Genomic DNA, 16796 nt, shown 5'->3' with positions numbered 1-16796 from the left:
ATCAAAATTATTCATCACGGGCCGTAGCCTCCGCACTGATAGGACCGGCGTATTCGGCCTTCAATCGACCATCCTGATCCAGAAGCCAGGCGTCCATGACCTGACGCACCACTGGCGCGGCGACCCCAGAGCCGGACTCACCGTTCTCGACCATCACCGAAACCACGATTTTCGGGTTGTCGGCCGGGGCGAAACCGACGAACAAGGCGTGGTCGCGGTGGCGTTCCTGAACCTTGGAGCGGTCGTATTTTTCACCTTGTTTGATCGCGACGACCTGAGCGGTACCGGACTTGCCGGCGATGCGGTATTGCGCACCGATTGCTGCCTTGCGCGCAGTACCCCGGGCGCCGTGCATCACCTGCTGCATGCCGTGGTTGACCTTGGTCCAGTCCGACGGATCGCGCAGGACGATGTCCGGCATCGGGTTCTCGTCTACCGGTTTGGCACCTTCGATGGTCTTGGCCAGGTGCGGCCGGTTCCAGATGCCTTTGTTGGCGACCAGCGCCGTGGCCTGCGCCAGTTGCAACGGTGTGGACTGCATATAACCCTGGCCAATCCCCAGAATCAGGGTTTCACCCGGGAACCACGCCTGCTTGCGCGTCGCACGCTTCCACTCGCGGGACGGCATCAGGCCGGGGGATTCTTCGAACATGTCCAGCGAGACCTTCTGGCCGATGCCGAACTTGTTCATGTAGGCCGACAACCGATCGATGCCCAGCTTGTGCGCCAGGTCATAGAAGTAGGTGTCGTTGGAACGCATGATCGCCGTGTCGAGATCGACGAAGCCGTCACCGGTGCGGTTCCAGTTGCGGTACTTGTGATCGTAGTTGGGCAGCATGTAGTAACCGGGGTCGAACACCCGGCTCGACGCTGTCACTACGCCAGAATCGAGACCGGCAATCGCCACCGCCGGCTTGATCGTCGAACCCGGCGGGTACAGGCCGCGCAGCACGCGGTTGAACAGCGGCCGGTCGATGGAATCGCGCAGTTCGGCATAGGCCTTGAAGCTGATGCCGGTGACGAACAGGTTCGGGTCGAAACTCGGCTGGCTGACCATCGCCAGCACTTCGCCAGTCTTCGGATCGAGCGCCACCACCGCGCCACGTCGCCCGCCCAGCGCAGCTTCGGCCGCTTCCTGCAGTTTGATGTCCAGGCTCAGGACGATGTCCTTGCCGGGAATCGGATCGGTACGCTTGAGCACGCGCAATACGCGGCCCCGAGCGTTGGTTTCGACTTCCTCGTACCCCACCTGCCCGTGCAGCTCCGGCTCGTAGAAACGCTCGATGCCGGTCTTGCCGATGTGGTGGGTGCCGCTGTAGTTGACCGGGTCGAGGGTCTTCAGCTCTTTCTCGTTGATGCGCCCCATGTAACCCACCGAGTGCGCAAAATGCGCGCCCTGCGGGTAGTGGCGCACCAGTTGCGCGACCACTTCCACCCCAGGCAGGCGGAACTGGTTAACCGCGATCCGGGCGATCTGCTCTTCGGTCAGTTCGAAAAGGATCGGCACCGGCTCGAATGGCCGACGCCCCTGACGCATGCGTTTCTCGAAGATCACCCGGTCCTCGGGCGTCAGTTGCAGCACTTCGACGATCACGTCGAGCACTTGCTGCCAGTCGCCGGAACGCTCGCGGGTCATGCTCAGGCTGAAGCTCGGACGGTTGTCCGCCACCACCACGCCGTTGCGGTCGAAGATCAAGCCGCGGGTCGGCGGAATCGGCTGCACGTGGACGCGGTTGTTTTCCGAGAGTGTCGAGTGGTACTCGTACTGGATCACCTGCAAGTAGTACAGCCGCGCAATCAGCACGCAGATCAACAGCATGACCGCAATGGCCCCGAACACGACGCGGCTGCGCACCAGGCGGGCGTCCTTTTCGTGGTCCTTGATGCGGATCGGCTGAGACATGAGGGCAGGACTACTTGTGGTAAGGGTGACCGGACAGCACGGTCCAGGCACGGTACAGCTGTTCGCCGATCAGGATCCGCACCAGCGGGTGCGGCAAGGTCAGCGGCGACAACGACCAGCGCTGATCGGCGCGGGCGCAGACTTCCGGCGCCAGCCCTTCGGGGCCACCGACCATGAAATTGACCGTGCGCGAATCCAGCCGCCAACGGTCGAGTTCGACCGCCAGTTGCTCGGTGCTCCAGGGCTTGCCGTGGACTTCCAGCGTGACGATCCGCTCGTTCGGCCCGACCTTGGCCAGCATGGCTTCGCCTTCCTGGCGGATGAAACGGGCCACGTCGGCGTTCTTGCCACGGGTATTGAGCGGAATTTCCACCAGTTCCAGCGCCAGCTCGGACGGAAGACGCTTGGCATATTCATGCCAGCCTTCTTCCACCCACTTGGGCATGCGTGAACCGACGGCGATCAGTCGCAGTCGCACAGCAATCCCTTACAGCTGGTCTTTGTTGAGCTTGGTGAAATGCTCGTGGGTGTTTTCCGGGCTGTGGTGCTTGGCGTCTGCCGCACGGCTTTGCTCGGCACCGGCCCACAGGCGTTCCAGGTCGTAGAACTGACGCGCCGAGGCAGTCATCATGTGCACGATCACCAGGTCGAGGTCGAGCAGCACCCAGTCGCTGTCGCCCTTGCCTTCTTCGCCCAGCGGCTTGGCGCCCTGCTTTTTGACTTCTTCACGGACCTTGTCCAGCATCGCGTTGATCTGGCGATTGGACGTACCGGTGGCGATGATCATGTAGTCGGTGATGCTCTGCTTGTCGCGCACATCGATGATCTGGATGTCTTGTGCCTTGACGTCTTCCAGGGCTGCCACGGCAACCTTGACCAGCTCGTCGCCCTTGAGCGGCTCGTTGGTGTTGGCGACTTCCGGCAGCGGTGCGCTCTTGAACGTGCCTTTGCGCTTAACTTTGCTTACGTCTTTGTCAGTCATATAAAACTCGTTTTGCTCGTATATTCGGCGGCTTGGCGATACGTGGATTCGTATCAGTGAAGCACGCCTTGTTCAGTTCGACGCACGGTAAAGACCGTGCGCATCGATGTAGGCCAGGACCGCGTCGGGCACCAGGAAACGTACCGACTTACCGCTGGCCAGCAGTTGACGGATCTGGGTGGCGGAAACCGCGAGCGGTGTCTGCCAGACGAATGCAATCTGTCCGCTCGGCCCTTTCAGGGCCAGCGGGTCGCTCACCGAACGCGCTGCCAGCAGGTTGCGCAAGGCATCCGGCGGTTCGCTGTCGGCGTCCGGGCGCTGTAGCACCAGGATGTGGCAATGCTGGAGCAACTCTTCCCAGCGGTGCCAAGTGGGCAGGCCGCAAAATGCGTCCCAGCCCAAAAGCAGAAAAACCTGGGTCTCGGCGGCCATTTCGGCACGCATCAACTCCAGGGTATCAATGGTGTAAGACGGCTTGTCCCGCTGCAATTCGCGGGCGTCCACCACCAGCGGCGGCACTCCGGCCACCGCGCACTCAACCATTGCCAACCGATCCTGCGCCGACACCTGCGGCGTATCGCGGTGCGGCGGCCGGGCGCTGGGCATCATGCGCAGCTCGTCGAGCAGCAGCGCTTCGGCGACTTCCAGCGCACCACGCAAATGGCCGATGTGCACCGGGTCGAACGTGCCGCCCAGTACGCCGATGCGCCGAGGTCGGAGTTCGCCGTCAGGCAGCGGCGCTGTCAAGTCGAGGTCGGTCAAGTCAGACCGTCGCCTGGCCGCGCAACTGGCCATCACCGACCACGATGTACTTCTCGCAGGTCAGTCCTTCGAGGCCCACCGGGCCGCGGGCGTGCAGCTTATCAGTAGAAATGCCGATCTCGGCACCCAATCCGTATTCGAATCCATCGGCGAAGCAGGTCGGGGTGTTGATCATCACCGACGCCGAGTCGACTTCCGCGACGAAACGCCGGGTGTCGGCGAGGTTTTCGCTGACGATCGAGTCGGTGTGATGCGAGCCGTAATGGTTGATGTGTTCGATGGCCTGATCCAGTCCGTCGACCACACGGATCGACAGGATCGGCGCCAGATACTCGGTGCTCCAGTCGTCTTCGCTGGCCGCCACCGCGTCGATGATCGCGCGGGTGCGTTCGCAGCCACGCAGCTCGACGCCTTTCTCGTGGAACTGGGCAGCCATCGACGGCAGGAAATCCTTCGCAACACTTTGATCGACGAGCAAGGTCTCCATCGCGCCGCAGATGCCATAACGGTAAGTCTTGGCATTGAAGGCGATGCGCTGGGCTTTGGCCAGATCGGCGTGCTCGCTGACAAATACGTGGCAGATGCCGTCCAGATGCTTGATCACCGGCACGCGCGCATCGCGGCTGATGCGTTCGATCAGGCCACGGCCACCGCGCGGCACGATGACGTCGATGTACTCGGGCATGGTGATCATCGCGCCGACGGCGGCACGGTCTGTGGTTTCGACCACTTGCACCACGGCTGCCGGCAATTCGGCCTCGGCCAGACCGCGCTGGATGCACGCGGCAATCGCGCGGTTGGAATGAATCGCCTCGGAGCCACCGCGCAGGATGGTCGCGTTGCCGGACTTCAGGCACAGGCTGGCGGCATCGATGGTCACGTTGGGCCGGGATTCGTAGATGATCCCGATCACGCCCAGCGGTACGCGCATCTTGCCGACCTGAATCCCGGACGGGCGGAAGCTCATGTCACGGATCGCACCGACCGGATCGGGCAGTGCCGCCACCTGACGCAGGCCGACGATCATGCCGTCGATGCGCGCCGGGGTCAGTTCCAGACGCTCCAGCAAGGCCGGCTCCAGACCGTTGGCGCGCCCAGCCGCCAGATCCTGTTCATTGGCTGCGGCCAGCTCGGCGCGAGCAGCGTCCAGCGCATTGGCAGCAGCCTGCAAGGCGCGGTTTTTCTGCGCGGTGCTGGCACGGCCGATGACCCGGGAAGCTTCGCGGGCGGCGCGACCCAATCGGGTCATGTAGTCAAGAACGGACTCAGTCATGGTCTGCTGGGGTCTTGGCAAAGAGGAAAGCGGCAGATTATAGCTGTCGCGTCCCGGGACTAACAGCGGTGACAGGCGGATGGTCGAAATGGACTGCAATTTGCCGACGTTCAGCCGTAATTAAGCCGCGGATTGTTATCATCACGACCTCCTTCGCCTGGATAACCACCGTTTGCCATGTCCAACCTGACCGTTCGCGCCACCGCCGAGCGCCTGCCACTGGGCCTTCCGGACGCTTTTTTCGACCGTGACGCGCAAGTGCTGGCCCGCGACCTGCTCGGCAAAGTCATCCGCCACCGGGTCGGCGATCTGTGGCTCAGCGCCCGGATCATCGAAACCGAAGCCTATTACTGCGCGGAAAAAGGCAGTCATGCATCGCTCGGCTACACGGAAAAACGTAAGGCTTTGTTTCTGGATGGCGGGCACATCTATATGTATTACGCCCGCGGTGGCGATTCGCTGAACTTCAGCGCTCAGGGGCCCGGCAATGCGGTGCTGATCAAGTCCGCCTACCCGTGGGTCGATGAAATCAGTGGGCCGGCGAGTCTGGCGCAGATGCTGCTGAACAATCCCGATGCCCAAGGCCGGCCGCGTCCTTCGCAAAAGCTTTGCGCCGGGCAGACGCTGCTGTGCAAGGCGCTGGGGTTGAAGGTGCCGATGTGGGACGCCAAGCGTTTCGATCACGAGCTGATGCTGGTGGAAGACACCGGGCCGGCACCGACTCAGATTATCCAGACCACCCGCCTGGGCATCCCCCATGGCCGCGACGAACACCTGATGTACCGTTTCGTCGACGCCGCGTATGCCCAGTGGTGCACGCGGAACCCGCTGCGCCGGGGCCAGGTCGAAGGTCGCGATTATTTTTTGCTGTCCTGAAGTGACACAGGTTTTGAACCCTATGCGCCCGCTCCCACAGGGGTACTGAGTGATTGCTGAAATTTTGTGCAGCCTTCGGGACTTATTGAAGATTTGATGGAGTTGTGTGTATGGGCCCATGGCTCGATAGCGTGACCGGGTGGCTCGCCGCCAATCCGCAGTGGCTGGCCGCTGCGGTATTTATCGTCGCTTGCGTGGAGTGCCTGGCAATTGCCGGGCTGATCGTGCCCGGCACGGTGTTGCTGTTTGCCGTGGCCGTACTCGCCGGCAGCGGCGCACTGTCGTTGAGTGAAACCCTGCTGCTGGGCTTTCTCGGCGGGATACTCGGCGATGTGATCTCGTACTTCCTCGGCCGCCATTTCCATCAGAACATCCGCCGCCTGCCGGGACTGCACCACCATCCGGAATGGATGGCCGGGGCCGAAACCTACTTCCAGCGTTACGGCATCGCCAGTCTGCTGGTCGGGCGCTTCATCGGCCCGTTGCGGCCGATGTTGCCGATGGTTGCCGGGATGTGCGACATGCCCTTCCCGCGTTTCGCCGCCGTCAGCCTGCTGGCCGCCGCCGGCTGGAGCGTCGCCTACCTGCTGCCGGGTTGGGCCACCGGCGCGGCGATCCGTCTGCCGCTGCCGGAAGGTTTCTGGCTGCAGGCCGGCATCGTTGCCGCCAGTATTGCGGTGATGGTCGGCATGAGCGTCAACAGCAGCTTGCGCCAGCATCGCCGGGCGACGATCTGGATCAGCAGCATGAGCCTGATGATTCTGATCGGCCTGTTTATTGGCTATCCGTACCTGCACGCCCTCGACCAGGGCGTGATGACCCTGGTGCAGGAACATCGGCAGCCGATGCTCGATGAAATCGCAGTGACCTTCACCCTGATCGGTGAATTCCGCAATATGTTGATGTTCAGCGCCCTGCTCACCGGTCTGTTGCTGCTGTGCCGGCAATGGCGCCAGGCAATCTTTGCCGGTGGCGTGCTGCTGTGCACCGCGCTCCTCAATACCGTCACCAAACAGTTTTTCGCCCGGGTTCGCCCGGAAGTGCTGACCGATCCATTGACCAGCTACAGCATGCCCAGCGGTCACGCATCGGGTTCGTTCGCGCTGTTTCTGGTGCTGGCGGTACTCGCCGGTCGCGGCCAACCGCCACGCATGCGCCTGACCTGGTTGCTGCTCGCCTGTATCCCGGCACTCTCGATTGCCCTGTCGCGCGTTTACCTGGGCGCTCACTGGCCAACCGATATCCTGGCCGGCGCAATGCTGGCGGCATGCGTATGTGCGGCGGGCTTGTGGCTGAGCCAGCGCAAGGCGCCGCTCAATGCCATGCCGTTCAAGGTCTGGTGGCTGATCCTGCCAGCGCTGCTGGCGCTGTTCAGCCTGTTCGTTCTGCGGCATCTGCCGGACACGATGTTGCGATACGCCTACTGACGCTCAGGCGAACAGCTCGCCCTGCAACTCATCGAGCAGCGCCTGGATCGCATCCAGTCGCTGCTGCGGATCGTCGAGTTGCAGCAGGTCGATCTTGTCTTCTTCGGCGAACGGCAGCAGATACGCCAGCTGATTGGCCAGCGACTGCTGCCCCAGCGCTTCGGTGCCCATGTTCAACGCCTCGACCATCGGGTGCTCGGCCAAGGCCTTGAGCAGCGCCACCAGATCGGCGTCTTCGTCCTGCAACGGTTGCTCCGGCTCATCGTCCAGCCACTCGACGTCGGCGAGGATCAACTGATCGCGCTGCACTTCGGTGCGCAATACCTGAAAACGCCGCCCACCCTGCACCCGGATCCCGAGCAGACCGTTGTCCTGTTGCTGGAAATCGGTGATCCGCGCCTCGCAGCCGACCAGGGCAAAGCCTTCTGGGGCAACGCCGACTTCGTGGCCATCGAGGATGCACACCACGCCGAAACCGCCGCCCTGCTTCATGCAGCGGCCGATCATGTCCAGGTAGCGCGCCTCGAAGATCTGCAAGTCGAGGTTGCAGCCGGGGAACAGCACTGTGTTGAGCGGAAAAAGCGGCAGACTCATAGACATTTCCTTACACCACCATCGACACCGCCAACGGCAGGAACACCGCCGTGGCCACGCCCATCAGACTCATCGCCAGCGCCGCGAAGGCGCCGCACTCATCGCTTTCCTGCAACGCCACCGAAGTGCCGACCGCGTGCGCGGTCATGCCCAGCGCCATGCCGCGCGCCTCGGGGCTGCGCACGCCGAGCCGGGTCAGCAGCGCCGGGCCGAAGATCGCGCCGATCACCCCAGTGATCAGCACGAACACCGCCGCCAGCGCCGCCACGCCACCGATCTGCTCGGCCACCAGCATGGCAATCGGCGAGGTCACCGACTTCGGCGCCATGGTCATCAGAATCATGTGCTCGGCGCCGAACCACCAGCCGAGCAACACGCCCATGCCCGTGGCGACCACGCCGCCTATCACCAGCGTAGTAAAAATCGGCCAGAACAATTGGCGGATGCGCTTTAGGTTGAGATACAGCGGCACCGCCAGCGCCACCGTCGCCGGGCCCAGCAGAATGCTGAGGATTTCGGTGCTCTTGCGGTACTCGGCGTAGGTCAGGCCGCAGCCGACCAGCACGCCGATCACCACCAGCATCGAGACCAGCACCGGTTGCAGAAAGATCCAGCGGGTTTTCTCGAACGCCGCCAGTACCAGTTGATAGGCACCGAGGGTGATGCCGATGCCGAACAGCGGATGATGGATCACCGAAGCCCAGGCGCCTTGCCAATCGAAGAGCATCACGACTCCTCCGAGTGCGGCGCATGGCGCTTGACCAGCCGTTGCATCAGCACCCCGGCGAAGGCCATCGACAGGATCAACGACAACACCAGCGCGCCGACAATGGCCCAGAAGTCAGCGGCAATGTCGCTCGCATAAACCATCACGCCCACCGCCGGCGGCACCAGCAGCAACGGCAGATAGCGCAGCAGGCTGCCGGCCGCGAGGTTCAGCGGCTCGCCGACTTCACCGCGAATGATCAGGAACACCAGCAACAGCAGCAGACCGATGATCGGCCCCGGCAGCACCGGCAACAGCAAATGGTTGAGTGCCGTGCCGAGCAATTGGAACAGCACCAGCATGGTCAGGCCACGTAACAACATCAGACATCTCCCCCCGCAAGTCCTCGGCATTATAAGCACGGCAGCGCTATGGATCGGCATTCGCCAAAAGCATGGTCGGTTGACCGGAGCAAATCGCCATGTTGATCTACAGTGGTTCGCAGGGCGGTCAAATCCCCCACCTGAAAAACTATAAAACCGATGAACCCAAGGAGAGTCTCAATGCCCTATGTTCCCGTTGCAGAGCTCAAAGATTATGTCGGCAAGGAACTCGGACGTTCCGAATGGCTCACCATCGATCAGGAGCGCATCAACCTGTTCGCCGAAGCCACCGGGGATTATCAGTTCATCCATGTCGATCCGGTCAAAGCCGCGCAAACGCCTTTTGGCAGCACTATTGCCCACGGTTTCCTGTCGTTGTCGCTGATCCCGAAACTGATGGAAGACATCCTCGTGCTGCCGCAAGGCCTGAAGATGGTGGTCAATTACGGCCTGGACAGCGTGCGTTTCATCCAGCCGGTGAAGGTCAATTCAAAAGTGCGCCTGAAAGTCGATCTGGCCGAAGTGACCGAGAAAAAGCCCGGTCAATGGCTGCTCAAGGCCACCGCGACGCTTGAGATAGAAGGCTCGGACAAACCGGCCTATATCGCCGAACCGCTGTCGCTCTGCTTCGTTTGAGTCACGGGATGCGAAACAGCGCACGCTGTTTCGCATCAGCGCTGTTTTCCCGGCTGTATAAGGTCACATAGCTGCGGCATACTCGGTCGCCTAATTGCCCGGATCCCGCTATGCGCCCACTCGCTTCTCTTGCACCCCTTGCCCTGACCCTGATGCTCACCGCGTGCGGCGACGGCGAATCGCTGTTGCCCCCGGATGCACGGCTGCCGGACGGCGGACGCTATCGCGGTGAACTGGTCAACGGCTTGCTGCAAGGCCAGGGCCGGGTCGACTACCCCAACGGCAGTTGGTACGCCGGGCAGTTCGACAAGGGCCAATGGCATGGCCAGGGCGAGTGGCACGGCAGCAACGGCGAAGTCTATCGCGGTCAGTTTCAGCAGGGTCTGTTCGATGGCCAGGGCAGCCTGACCACCAACGCCAGCAGTTACACCGGCGGTTTCAAGCAGGGCCGCCGCGATGGCGAAGGCACCCTCAAGGAAAACGCCATGACCTACCGTGGCGAGTTCAAGGCTGACCAGTATTCCGGGCTGGGTCGTCTGGAAATGGACGACGGCAGCTCCTATCAAGGCCAGTTCGCCCACGGCAAACCCAACGGCGAAGGCCAGCGCGGCGACTCTAGCGGCAATACCTTCAGCGGCCACTTCGTCAACGGCCAGCTCGAAGGCAATGGCACATTCAACAGTGCCGATGGCGACATCTATGTCGGCGGCTTCAAGAACAGCCAACTGCACGGCAAGGGCCGCTACGAGAACGCCGACGGCGACGTGTGGCTCGGCCAGTTCAAGGAAGGTGCGCTGACCGGCAAGGGCGAACTGATCGGTGCCGACGGCAGCCACTACATCGGCTACTTCAACGACTGGCGCTTCAGCGGTCAGGGCCGCTTGAACCTGTCTGACGGCAGCTTCTACATCGGCGGGTTTGACGGCGACAGCTACGCCGGACGCGGCACTCTGGTGCTGACCGACGGCACCGTGCTCAGCGGCACCTGGATCAACGGCCAGCGCGTACGTGACGCCGACGGCAAGCTGTTGCCCGACACCCTCGAACTCGGCTTGCTGGCCCAAGGGCGTCTGCTCGATGACGCACTGGCCGCCGTGCCTGCCTCAACTCCGGCAGTCGAGCTGTACACCCTGACCCTCGGCGGCGACGGCAAGCAAAGCGTGTTCCTGCGCGAGTCCGATTACGTCGCCAACATGCTCACTACGCGTTTCGGCGCTTATGGCCAGATTCGTCTGGTCAACCACCGCGAGCATCTCGCCGACCGGCCGATGGCCACCCGCGAAAACCTGCGCCGCGCCGCGCAGACCCTCGCTGAACGCAGCGGCCCGGAAGACCTGATCTTCATCTACCTGACCAGCCACGGCACTGCCGAACACGAGCTGGTACTCGATCAACCGCGCATGGAGCTCGCCGACCTGCCCGCCGACGAACTTGCCGCCGTGCTCGCGCCACTGAAAAACCGCGACAAGGTGATCGTGATTTCATCGTGCTATTCCGGCGGTTTCATCCCCGCGCTGAAAGATGAGCGCACACTGATCATGACCGCCTCGCGTGCCGATCGCGTGTCGTTCGGTTGCTCGGAAGAAGCCAACTTCACCTACTTCGGCGACGCCCTGTTCGCTCAGGCCCTGAACCAGACCGACGATCTGGAGCAGGCCTTCAAACTGGCCAAGGCCACCGTCGCCGAGCGCGAACTGGCGGACAACTTCGAAGCTTCGGAGCCACAGATCTGGGCACCGAAAACCGTGCTGGCGCACTGGCAACTGCTGCGTAAACAGCAGGCCAGAAAAGCGTTGCAGAGTGCTGCATTGAACGACGGAGCAACAAACAGCAACTAAGCTGAACAGTATCAAGGGAGAAACACTATGTACTTGACGCCTCAGCACGTATTGCTTGCCGGAGCCACCGGACTGACCGGTGAACATCTGCTCGACCGTTTGCTCAACGAGCCGACGATCACCCGCGTGCTCGCCCCGTCCCGTCGTCCATTGGCGGAGCATCCGCACCTGGAAAACCCGGTGGGCGACCCACAGGCGTTTCTGCCGCAACTCAGTGGTCGCGTCGATATCGCCTATTGCTGCCTCGGCACCACCATCAAACAGGCCGGCTCGGAAGAGGCGTTCCGCGCGGTAGATCTGGACATGGTGGTGGCGTTCGCCAAACGCGCGCGGGAGATGGGCGCACGGCACCTGATCGTGATCAGTGCGCTGGGCGCCGATCCGAAATCGTCGATTTTCTACAACCGGGTCAAAGGCGAGATGGAGCAGGCGTTGCGCGCGCAGGACTGGCCGCAACTGACCATCTGCCGACCATCGCTATTGCTGGGAGATCGCACCGAGCCGCGCTTGGGCGAACAACTGGCGGCGCCGTTCTCCAAACTGATTCCCGGCAAATATCGCGGCATCGAAGCCTGCCAACTGGCCCGGGCGATGTGGCGCCTGGCGTTGGAAGAACAGGATGGGGTGCGGATCGTCGAGTCGGATGAGCTGCGAAAGCTCGGCAAATAGTTTTGCGGTGTCTGGGCTGGCCTCTTCGCGGGCAAGCCCGCTCCCACAGTAGTCTTCAGCGAACACAGATTTAGTGCACGACTCAATCCCTGTGGGAGCGTGGCTTGCCCGCGAATGGAGTGCGCAGCACTCCCCTACAATCCACCAGTCGCCTGAAACCCCACGCCAATCACGGTCAGCAAAGACAACGGCAACAGCAGCGTATCAAGCAACGCACTCGCCGGCAGGTCCACTCCCGGATAACTCGGCGCCTCAGCCCCGAAGCGGTCCATCGCACAGCACCCGCCATTCATCGCGTACAAATCCAGGCGTGTCCCGGAATACACCACCGGCGCCCCCGGCTTGGCTGCATCCAGCGTGCGCGCGGTGGCGCAGCCGGCCAGTTGCAGCGCCAGCGCAATCACCAACAGCTTATTCATCGCTGCTCAGATGATGCTCGCCCCAACGCGGCAGCATGTCCTGAGGAATGCCCAGCAGATTGAGAATCCGCGCCACGACAAAATCGATCAGGTCGTCGATGGTCTGCGGCTGGTGATAGAAGCCCGGCGAGGCCGGCAGGATGGTCACGCCCATGTTCGACAACTTGAGCATGTGCTCCAGATGAATGCTCGAATACGGCGCCTCACGCGGCACCAGGATCAACTGGCGCCGCTCCTTCAAGGTGACGTCCGCTGCGCGTTCGATCAGATTGTTGCAGGCACCGGTGGCAATCGCCGACAGGGTACCGGTGGAACACGGCACCACGACCATCGCCGCCGGTGCGCCGGAGCCCGAAGCTACCGGCGACATCCAGTCTTCCTTGCCATACACGCGGATCTGCCCGGCGGCCGCCCCGGTGTACTCGGTGAGGAACGCCTGCATCATCTGCGGCTTGGGCGGCAGCGTGACATCGGTCTCGGTGGCCATCACCAGTTGCGCGGCCTTGGAGATCAGGAAGTGCACTTCGCGATCTTCCCGTACCAGGCAGTCGAGCAGGCGCAATCCATACTGCGCGCCGGACGCGCCGGTCATCGCCAGCGTGATGCGTTCCGGGCCGCCGCTCTGGGCAAAAGTGTTCATTGCAGTGCCTCGGCGAGTTTGCCGTGCAGACCACCGAAGCCGCCGTTGCTCATGATCACCACGTGAGTACCGGGCTGGGCCTGGCTCTTCACGCGTTCGATGATGCCTTCCAGAGAGTCGCTGACAATCGATGGCACGCTGCACAGTGCGGCGGTGGCGCCCAGATCCCAACCGAGGTTGGCCGGGGCGTACCAGATCACCTGATCGGCATCGACCACGCTGTCGGGCAGGCCATCGCGGTGCGCGCCGAGTTTCATCGAGTTGGAGCGCGGTTCGATGATCGCGATCAGCGGTGCGTCGCCGATGCGCTTGCGCAAACCGTCGAGGGTGGTGGCAATGGCGGTCGGGTGGTGGGCGAAGTCGTCGTAGATGGTGATGCCGCGCACTTCGGCGACTTTCTCCATCCGGCGTTTGACGTTCTTGAATGCGCTCAAGCCGGCGATGCCCATCGCTGGCACCACACCGACATGCCGCGCCGCTGCCAGCGCAGCCAGGGCGTTGGCGACGTTGTGCTGACCGGTCAGCTCCCATTCGACAGTGCCCTGGGACACGCCTTCGAATATTACTTCGAACGCCGAGCCATCGTCTTTGAGCAACTTGACCTGCCACTGACCGCCGACGCCGGTGGTCTGCACCGGGGTCCAACAGCCCATTTCGATCACGCGCTGCAAGGCCGGTTCGGTGGTCGGGTGGATCACCAGACCTTCGCTCGGAATAGTCCGCACCAAGTGGTGGAACTGCCGCTCGATCGCCGGCAGATCGGGGAAGATGTCGGCGTGATCGAACTCAAGGTTGTTGAGGATCGCGGTACGCGGACGGTAGTGGACGAACTTCGAACGCTTGTCGAAAAACGCGCTGTCGTACTCGTCGGCCTCGATCACGAAGAACGGCGTGCCGCCCAGACGTGCGGACACCGAGAAGTTCTGCGGCACGCCGCCGATCAGGAACCCCGGGCTCATGCCGGCGTGTTCCAGCACCCAGGCGAGCATGCTGCTGGTGGTGGTCTTGCCGTGCGTACCGGCGACCGCCAGCACCCAGCGCCCTTGCAGCACGTGATCGGCCAGCCATTGCGGGCCGGAGACGTACGGCAGGCCTTTGTTCAGCACATACTCCACCGCCGGGTTGCCGCGCGACATGGCGTTGCCGATCACCACCAGATCCGGTGCCGGATCGAGCTGGGCCGGGTCGTAGCCCTGGGTCAGCTGAATGCCCTGGGCCTCAAGCTGCGTGCTCATCGGCGGATAGACGTTGGCGTCGGAGCCGGTCACGTGATGGCCCAGCTCTTTGGCCAGAACCGCCATCGAGCCCATGAAAGTCCCGCAGATACCCAGAATATGAATGTGCATAGTCGACCTCGTAAAACATGGCCGCAGGTTAGCGCAGGGAGGGGGAAATCGCACCTTGTGTTTCGCCTGCGCCGACGCCTTCGCGAGCAAGCCCGCTCCCACAAGGTTGGCGCTGATCCTGTGGGAGCGGGCTTGCTCGCGAACGGTGCGGCGCGGTTTAACGGGAGATCGCGTGTTTGCGCAGCTTTCTATAGAGGGTATTGCGGCTGACCCCGAGCTGCTGCGCGGTCTGGGTCATGTGCCAGCGCGTTTGCTCCAGCACATCGAGCAACGCCAGGCGTTCGGCGTCCTCCAGCGGATGCCCGGACTCAACCGTCTTCAGCTCCAGCCTTGGCTGCGCCTGGCGAATCATCGCCGGCAAATCCTCCAGCCCGATTCGCCCTTCATCACACAATGCCGCCAATGTGCGCAGAACATTGCGCAACTGCCGAACGTTGCCCGGCCAGTTGAAGGCCAGCAACGCCTGGCGCGCCGGTTCGTCGATCACAATTGTTTCTCCGCCGGCCTCCTCGGCCAGCAGGAAATCCAGCAACTGCGATTTATCACTGCGTTCGCGCAACGCCGGTAGCGCAACTTCGAGGCCATTGAGACGGTAATACAGATCTTCGCGGAAGCTGCCGTCCGCCACGCGCTCCAGCAGATTACGGTGCGTGGCGCTGATGATCCGCACGTTGACCGCTTCCGGCTCGCCGCCAATCGGCACCACCTGCCGGTCTTCCAGCACTCGCAACAACCGGGTTTGCAGCGCCAGCGGCATGTCGCCGATTTCATCGAGGAACAGCGTGCCGCCATCGGCCTGCTGCAGCTTGCCGCGCATGCCGTCCTTGCGCGCGCCGGTGAAACTGCCGCCGCGATAACCGAACAGCTCGCTCTCGATCAGGCTTTCCGGGATCGCCGCGCAATTGAGGGCGACGAAGGCTTTGTTGGCGCGCTGGCTGGCGTGATGCACAGCCTTGGCGAATGCTTCCTTGCCGGAGCCGGTTTCACCGTTGATCAGCAGCGGCACGTCGCGTTCGAACACCCGCAGCGCCTTGCGGAAATCCGCTTGCAGCGCCGCGTCACCGAGGCAAATGCCCACCAGCGCTTGAGGCTTGGCCACGACCGGGGCCGGCAGGATCGGCGCCGGCTTGCGCGATTCGCCGCGCAACAAGGCAAACAGATGCCGCCCGTCGCGGGTGCGCAGCGGCCAACTGGCGCTGGCATTGGCGCTGGCCCGACCGAGCAACTCGTCCAGCGAACAATCGAAGAACGCTTCCACCGGCTTGCCGAGCAAGCCTCCGCGAATATGCCCGAGCAGGTTCAGCGCACTCTGGTTGACCGCACTGATCCGCCCTTCCCCGTCAAACGCCAGCAGCCCTTCGCTGAACAGACCGACCGACTCGGCCTGCAGATGGAAACGCAGCAACCACTGGTTATCAAAGCAACGCAGGAAATAGCAGCTCTCGATCATCTTCGCCGACAGATTGACCAGCGCCATGGTGTGGAACTGGCTCTGCCGAGAAACGTCGTGGCGCGCCGAGGACACGTCGAGCACCGCCAGCAGTTCGCCGTGCGGGTCGAACACCGGGCTCGCCGAGCAGGTCAGGCCGGTGTGGCGGCCGCGAAAGTGTTCGTCCTGATGGATGGTCAGTGCCTGGCGCTCGACCAGACAGGTGCCGATGCCGTTGGTGCCTTCGCAGGCTTCGCTCCAGTCGGCGCCGAGCCAGAGACCGGCGCGTTCGAAAATCTTGCGCTCGGCCGGCGCGGTGACGCAGTTGAGGATCACCCCGCGCGCGTCGGTCAGCAGCACCGCATGACCGGCGCCGGAGAGTTGTTGATGCAGGCTGCTCATTTCATTACCGGCGATCTGCAACACCTGTTGCAGGCGTTCGCGGCTTTCAAGCACGCGCCCGTGTTCGAGCACGGTGGGCGCCATGGTCAGGGCCGGATCGAGGTGATAGTCCTCAAGACAGCGCAGCCACGAGCGGGCAATCGACGGATCGGCACCGGGCCCGTGCAGGTGCGGCTTGCCCTGACTGACGGTGAGAACCTGCTGGGCATGGCGACTCAAATGGTTATCGTGCATTTATTATTGTTCTCCCCGAAAGGTCGACGCAAACCTCATGTAGGAGCTGCCGCAGGCTGCGATCTTTTGATCTTGTTTTTGAGGATCAAGATCAAAAGATCGCAGCCTGCGGCAGCCCCTACAGGGTTTCTGTTGGCTGAGGATCCTCCAGGCAGGCCGGCATTGCAATGCTGGCAAGACCACCCGGTCACAGGCTGTGCCAAAAGCGGTACAAACTGTCACCCGATCTGTACCGAAACCATCACAGGCGTCGCCCGCCCGTCCGACAAAAAATACG

Annotated in this window: 17 protein-coding genes; 5 read left to right on the top strand and 12 right to left on the bottom strand. The window is 62.7% G+C overall.

Going from position 1 to position 16796, the window contains the following annotated elements:
- Positions 1–7: 7 nt before the first annotated feature.
- The 5 genes from mrdA to VLA07_RS20335 form a co-directional block, all read right to left on the bottom strand.
- Positions 8–1903, bottom strand: a complete 1896-nt coding sequence (gene mrdA / locus VLA07_RS20355) for a penicillin-binding protein 2 (protein ID WP_027612897.1) — start codon at positions 1901–1903, stop codon at positions 8–10.
- Positions 1904–1913: 10 nt separating this feature from the next.
- A complete protein-coding gene (gene rlmH, locus VLA07_RS20350) occupies positions 1914–2381 on the bottom strand; it encodes a 23S rRNA (pseudouridine(1915)-N(3))-methyltransferase RlmH (RefSeq protein ID WP_003185785.1) in 468 nt (155 codons plus the stop codon).
- Positions 2382–2390: 9 nt separating this feature from the next.
- Positions 2391–2885 (bottom strand): ribosome silencing factor, encoded by a 495-nt coding sequence (gene rsfS, locus VLA07_RS20345; RefSeq protein ID WP_007960601.1) that lies wholly within the window; start codon positions 2883–2885, stop codon positions 2391–2393.
- Positions 2886–2957: 72 nt separating this feature from the next.
- Positions 2958–3680: a nicotinate-nucleotide adenylyltransferase gene (gene nadD / locus VLA07_RS20340; RefSeq protein ID WP_049827899.1), complete on the bottom strand. Its 723-nt coding sequence runs from the start codon at positions 3678–3680 to the stop codon at positions 2958–2960.
- Positions 3649–4920 carry a glutamate-5-semialdehyde dehydrogenase gene (locus VLA07_RS20335; RefSeq protein ID WP_333990944.1) on the bottom strand — a complete coding sequence of 424 codons (1272 nt, stop codon included), beginning with the start codon at positions 4918–4920 and terminating at the stop codon, positions 3649–3651. The genes nadD and VLA07_RS20335 overlap by 32 nt, the downstream gene beginning before the upstream one ends.
- Before the next feature lie 177 nt (positions 4921–5097).
- Between VLA07_RS20335 and VLA07_RS20330 the strand changes: the two genes are divergently transcribed.
- Together VLA07_RS20330 and VLA07_RS20325 are read left to right on the top strand one after the other, a co-directional pair.
- The gene (locus VLA07_RS20330; protein WP_103367244.1) at positions 5098–5796 is read left to right on the top strand and encodes a DNA-3-methyladenine glycosylase; all 699 of its coding nucleotides are present in this window, start codon (positions 5098–5100) and stop codon (positions 5794–5796) included.
- Positions 5797–5906: 110 nt separating this feature from the next.
- Complete coding sequence (locus VLA07_RS20325; protein WP_333990941.1) at positions 5907–7223, top strand: bifunctional DedA family/phosphatase PAP2 family protein; 1317 nt, start codon at positions 5907–5909, stop codon at positions 7221–7223.
- 3 nt (positions 7224–7226) lie between these two features.
- Here the strand turns inward: VLA07_RS20325 and VLA07_RS20320 are convergent, their stop codons facing one another.
- The 3 genes from VLA07_RS20320 to VLA07_RS20310 are packed head-to-tail and all read right to left on the bottom strand — an operon-like array spanning position 7227 to position 8906.
- Positions 7227–7817, bottom strand: a complete 591-nt coding sequence (locus VLA07_RS20320) for an LON peptidase substrate-binding domain-containing protein (protein WP_007960613.1) — start codon at positions 7815–7817, stop codon at positions 7227–7229.
- Positions 7818–7827: 10 nt separating this feature from the next.
- Positions 7828–8544 carry an LrgB family protein gene (locus VLA07_RS20315; protein ID WP_096796307.1) on the bottom strand — a complete coding sequence of 239 codons (717 nt, stop codon included), beginning with the start codon at positions 8542–8544 and terminating at the stop codon, positions 7828–7830.
- Complete coding sequence (locus VLA07_RS20310) at positions 8544–8906, bottom strand: CidA/LrgA family protein (protein WP_095139173.1); 363 nt, start codon at positions 8904–8906, stop codon at positions 8544–8546. Before VLA07_RS20310 ends, VLA07_RS20315 begins: the two co-directional genes overlap by 1 nt.
- Before the next feature lie 180 nt (positions 8907–9086).
- Here VLA07_RS20310 and VLA07_RS20305 point away from each other — a divergent pair, with 180 nt between their 5' ends.
- From VLA07_RS20305 to VLA07_RS20295, 3 genes are all read left to right on the top strand, one after another.
- Positions 9087–9542 carry a MaoC family dehydratase gene (locus VLA07_RS20305; RefSeq protein ID WP_003228575.1) on the top strand — a complete coding sequence of 152 codons (456 nt, stop codon included), beginning with the start codon at positions 9087–9089 and terminating at the stop codon, positions 9540–9542.
- 110 nt (positions 9543–9652) lie between these two features.
- Positions 9653–11380, top strand: coding sequence for a C13 family peptidase (locus VLA07_RS20300; protein ID WP_150368180.1), 1728 nt, complete (start codon positions 9653–9655; stop codon positions 11378–11380).
- Between the two features lie 27 nt (positions 11381–11407).
- Positions 11408–12049, top strand: coding sequence for an oxidoreductase (locus tag VLA07_RS20295; protein WP_108589967.1), 642 nt, complete (start codon positions 11408–11410; stop codon positions 12047–12049).
- A gap of 134 nt (positions 12050–12183) precedes the next feature.
- On the opposite strand, the gene VLA07_RS20290 is transcribed toward VLA07_RS20295, so the two are convergent.
- The 4 genes from VLA07_RS20290 to VLA07_RS20275 form a co-directional block, all read right to left on the bottom strand.
- On the bottom strand, positions 12184–12468 hold the full coding sequence (locus VLA07_RS20290; protein ID WP_007968135.1) for a YceK/YidQ family lipoprotein: 285 nt from the start codon (positions 12466–12468) through the stop codon (positions 12184–12186).
- Complete coding sequence (gene ubiX / locus VLA07_RS20285; RefSeq protein ID WP_007968137.1) at positions 12461–13108, bottom strand: flavin prenyltransferase UbiX; 648 nt, start codon at positions 13106–13108, stop codon at positions 12461–12463. Before ubiX ends, VLA07_RS20290 begins: the two co-directional genes overlap by 8 nt.
- A complete protein-coding gene (mpl, locus tag VLA07_RS20280) occupies positions 13105–14454 on the bottom strand; it encodes a UDP-N-acetylmuramate:L-alanyl-gamma-D-glutamyl-meso-diaminopimelate ligase (RefSeq protein ID WP_333990931.1) in 1350 nt (449 codons plus the stop codon). The genes ubiX and mpl overlap by 4 nt, the downstream gene beginning before the upstream one ends.
- Before the next feature lie 157 nt (positions 14455–14611).
- Positions 14612–16519, bottom strand: a complete 1908-nt coding sequence (locus tag VLA07_RS20275) for a sigma-54-dependent Fis family transcriptional regulator (protein WP_333990929.1) — start codon at positions 16517–16519, stop codon at positions 14612–14614.
- Positions 16520–16796 lie beyond the last annotated feature (277 nt).

It is taken from the genome of Pseudomonas sp. S3(2024), assembly GCF_036861315.1.
Classification (GTDB): domain Bacteria; phylum Pseudomonadota; class Gammaproteobacteria; order Pseudomonadales; family Pseudomonadaceae; genus Aquipseudomonas; species Aquipseudomonas putida_A.
Note: the sequence above shows the minus strand (reverse complement) of the source record. Positions and strands in the feature narration are given on the sequence as shown.

Excerpts from the sequence above, each read along its gene's own strand:
- mrdA (WP_027612897.1), bottom strand. The coding sequence starts at position 1,903 with ATGTCTCAGCCGATCCGCATCAAGGACCACGAAAAGGACGCCCGCCTG.
- rsfS (WP_007960601.1), bottom strand. The coding sequence starts at position 2,885 with ATGACTGACAAAGACGTAAGCAAAGTTAAGCGCAAAGGCACGTTCAAG.
- nadD (WP_049827899.1), bottom strand. The coding sequence starts at position 3,680 with ATGGCCAGTTGCGCGGCCAGGCGACGGTCTGACTTGACCGACCTCGAC.
- VLA07_RS20335 (WP_333990944.1), bottom strand. The coding sequence starts at position 4,920 with ATGACTGAGTCCGTTCTTGACTACATGACCCGATTGGGTCGCGCCGCC.
- VLA07_RS20330 (WP_103367244.1), top strand. The coding sequence starts at position 5,098 with ATGTCCAACCTGACCGTTCGCGCCACCGCCGAGCGCCTGCCACTGGGC.
- VLA07_RS20325 (WP_333990941.1), top strand. The coding sequence starts at position 5,907 with ATGGGCCCATGGCTCGATAGCGTGACCGGGTGGCTCGCCGCCAATCCG.
- VLA07_RS20320 (WP_007960613.1), bottom strand. The coding sequence starts at position 7,817 with ATGAGTCTGCCGCTTTTTCCGCTCAACACAGTGCTGTTCCCCGGCTGC.
- VLA07_RS20315 (WP_096796307.1), bottom strand. The coding sequence starts at position 8,544 with ATGCTCTTCGATTGGCAAGGCGCCTGGGCTTCGGTGATCCATCATCCG.
- VLA07_RS20310 (WP_095139173.1), bottom strand. The coding sequence starts at position 8,906 with ATGTTGTTACGTGGCCTGACCATGCTGGTGCTGTTCCAATTGCTCGGC.
- VLA07_RS20305 (WP_003228575.1), top strand. The coding sequence starts at position 9,087 with ATGCCCTATGTTCCCGTTGCAGAGCTCAAAGATTATGTCGGCAAGGAA.
- VLA07_RS20300 (WP_150368180.1), top strand. The coding sequence starts at position 9,653 with ATGCGCCCACTCGCTTCTCTTGCACCCCTTGCCCTGACCCTGATGCTC.
- VLA07_RS20295 (WP_108589967.1), top strand. The coding sequence starts at position 11,408 with ATGTACTTGACGCCTCAGCACGTATTGCTTGCCGGAGCCACCGGACTG.
- VLA07_RS20290 (WP_007968135.1), bottom strand. The coding sequence starts at position 12,468 with ATGAATAAGCTGTTGGTGATTGCGCTGGCGCTGCAACTGGCCGGCTGC.
- ubiX (WP_007968137.1), bottom strand. The coding sequence starts at position 13,108 with ATGAACACTTTTGCCCAGAGCGGCGGCCCGGAACGCATCACGCTGGCG.
- mpl (WP_333990931.1), bottom strand. The coding sequence starts at position 14,454 with ATGCACATTCATATTCTGGGTATCTGCGGGACTTTCATGGGCTCGATG.
- VLA07_RS20275 (WP_333990929.1), bottom strand. The coding sequence starts at position 16,519 with ATGCACGATAACCATTTGAGTCGCCATGCCCAGCAGGTTCTCACCGTC.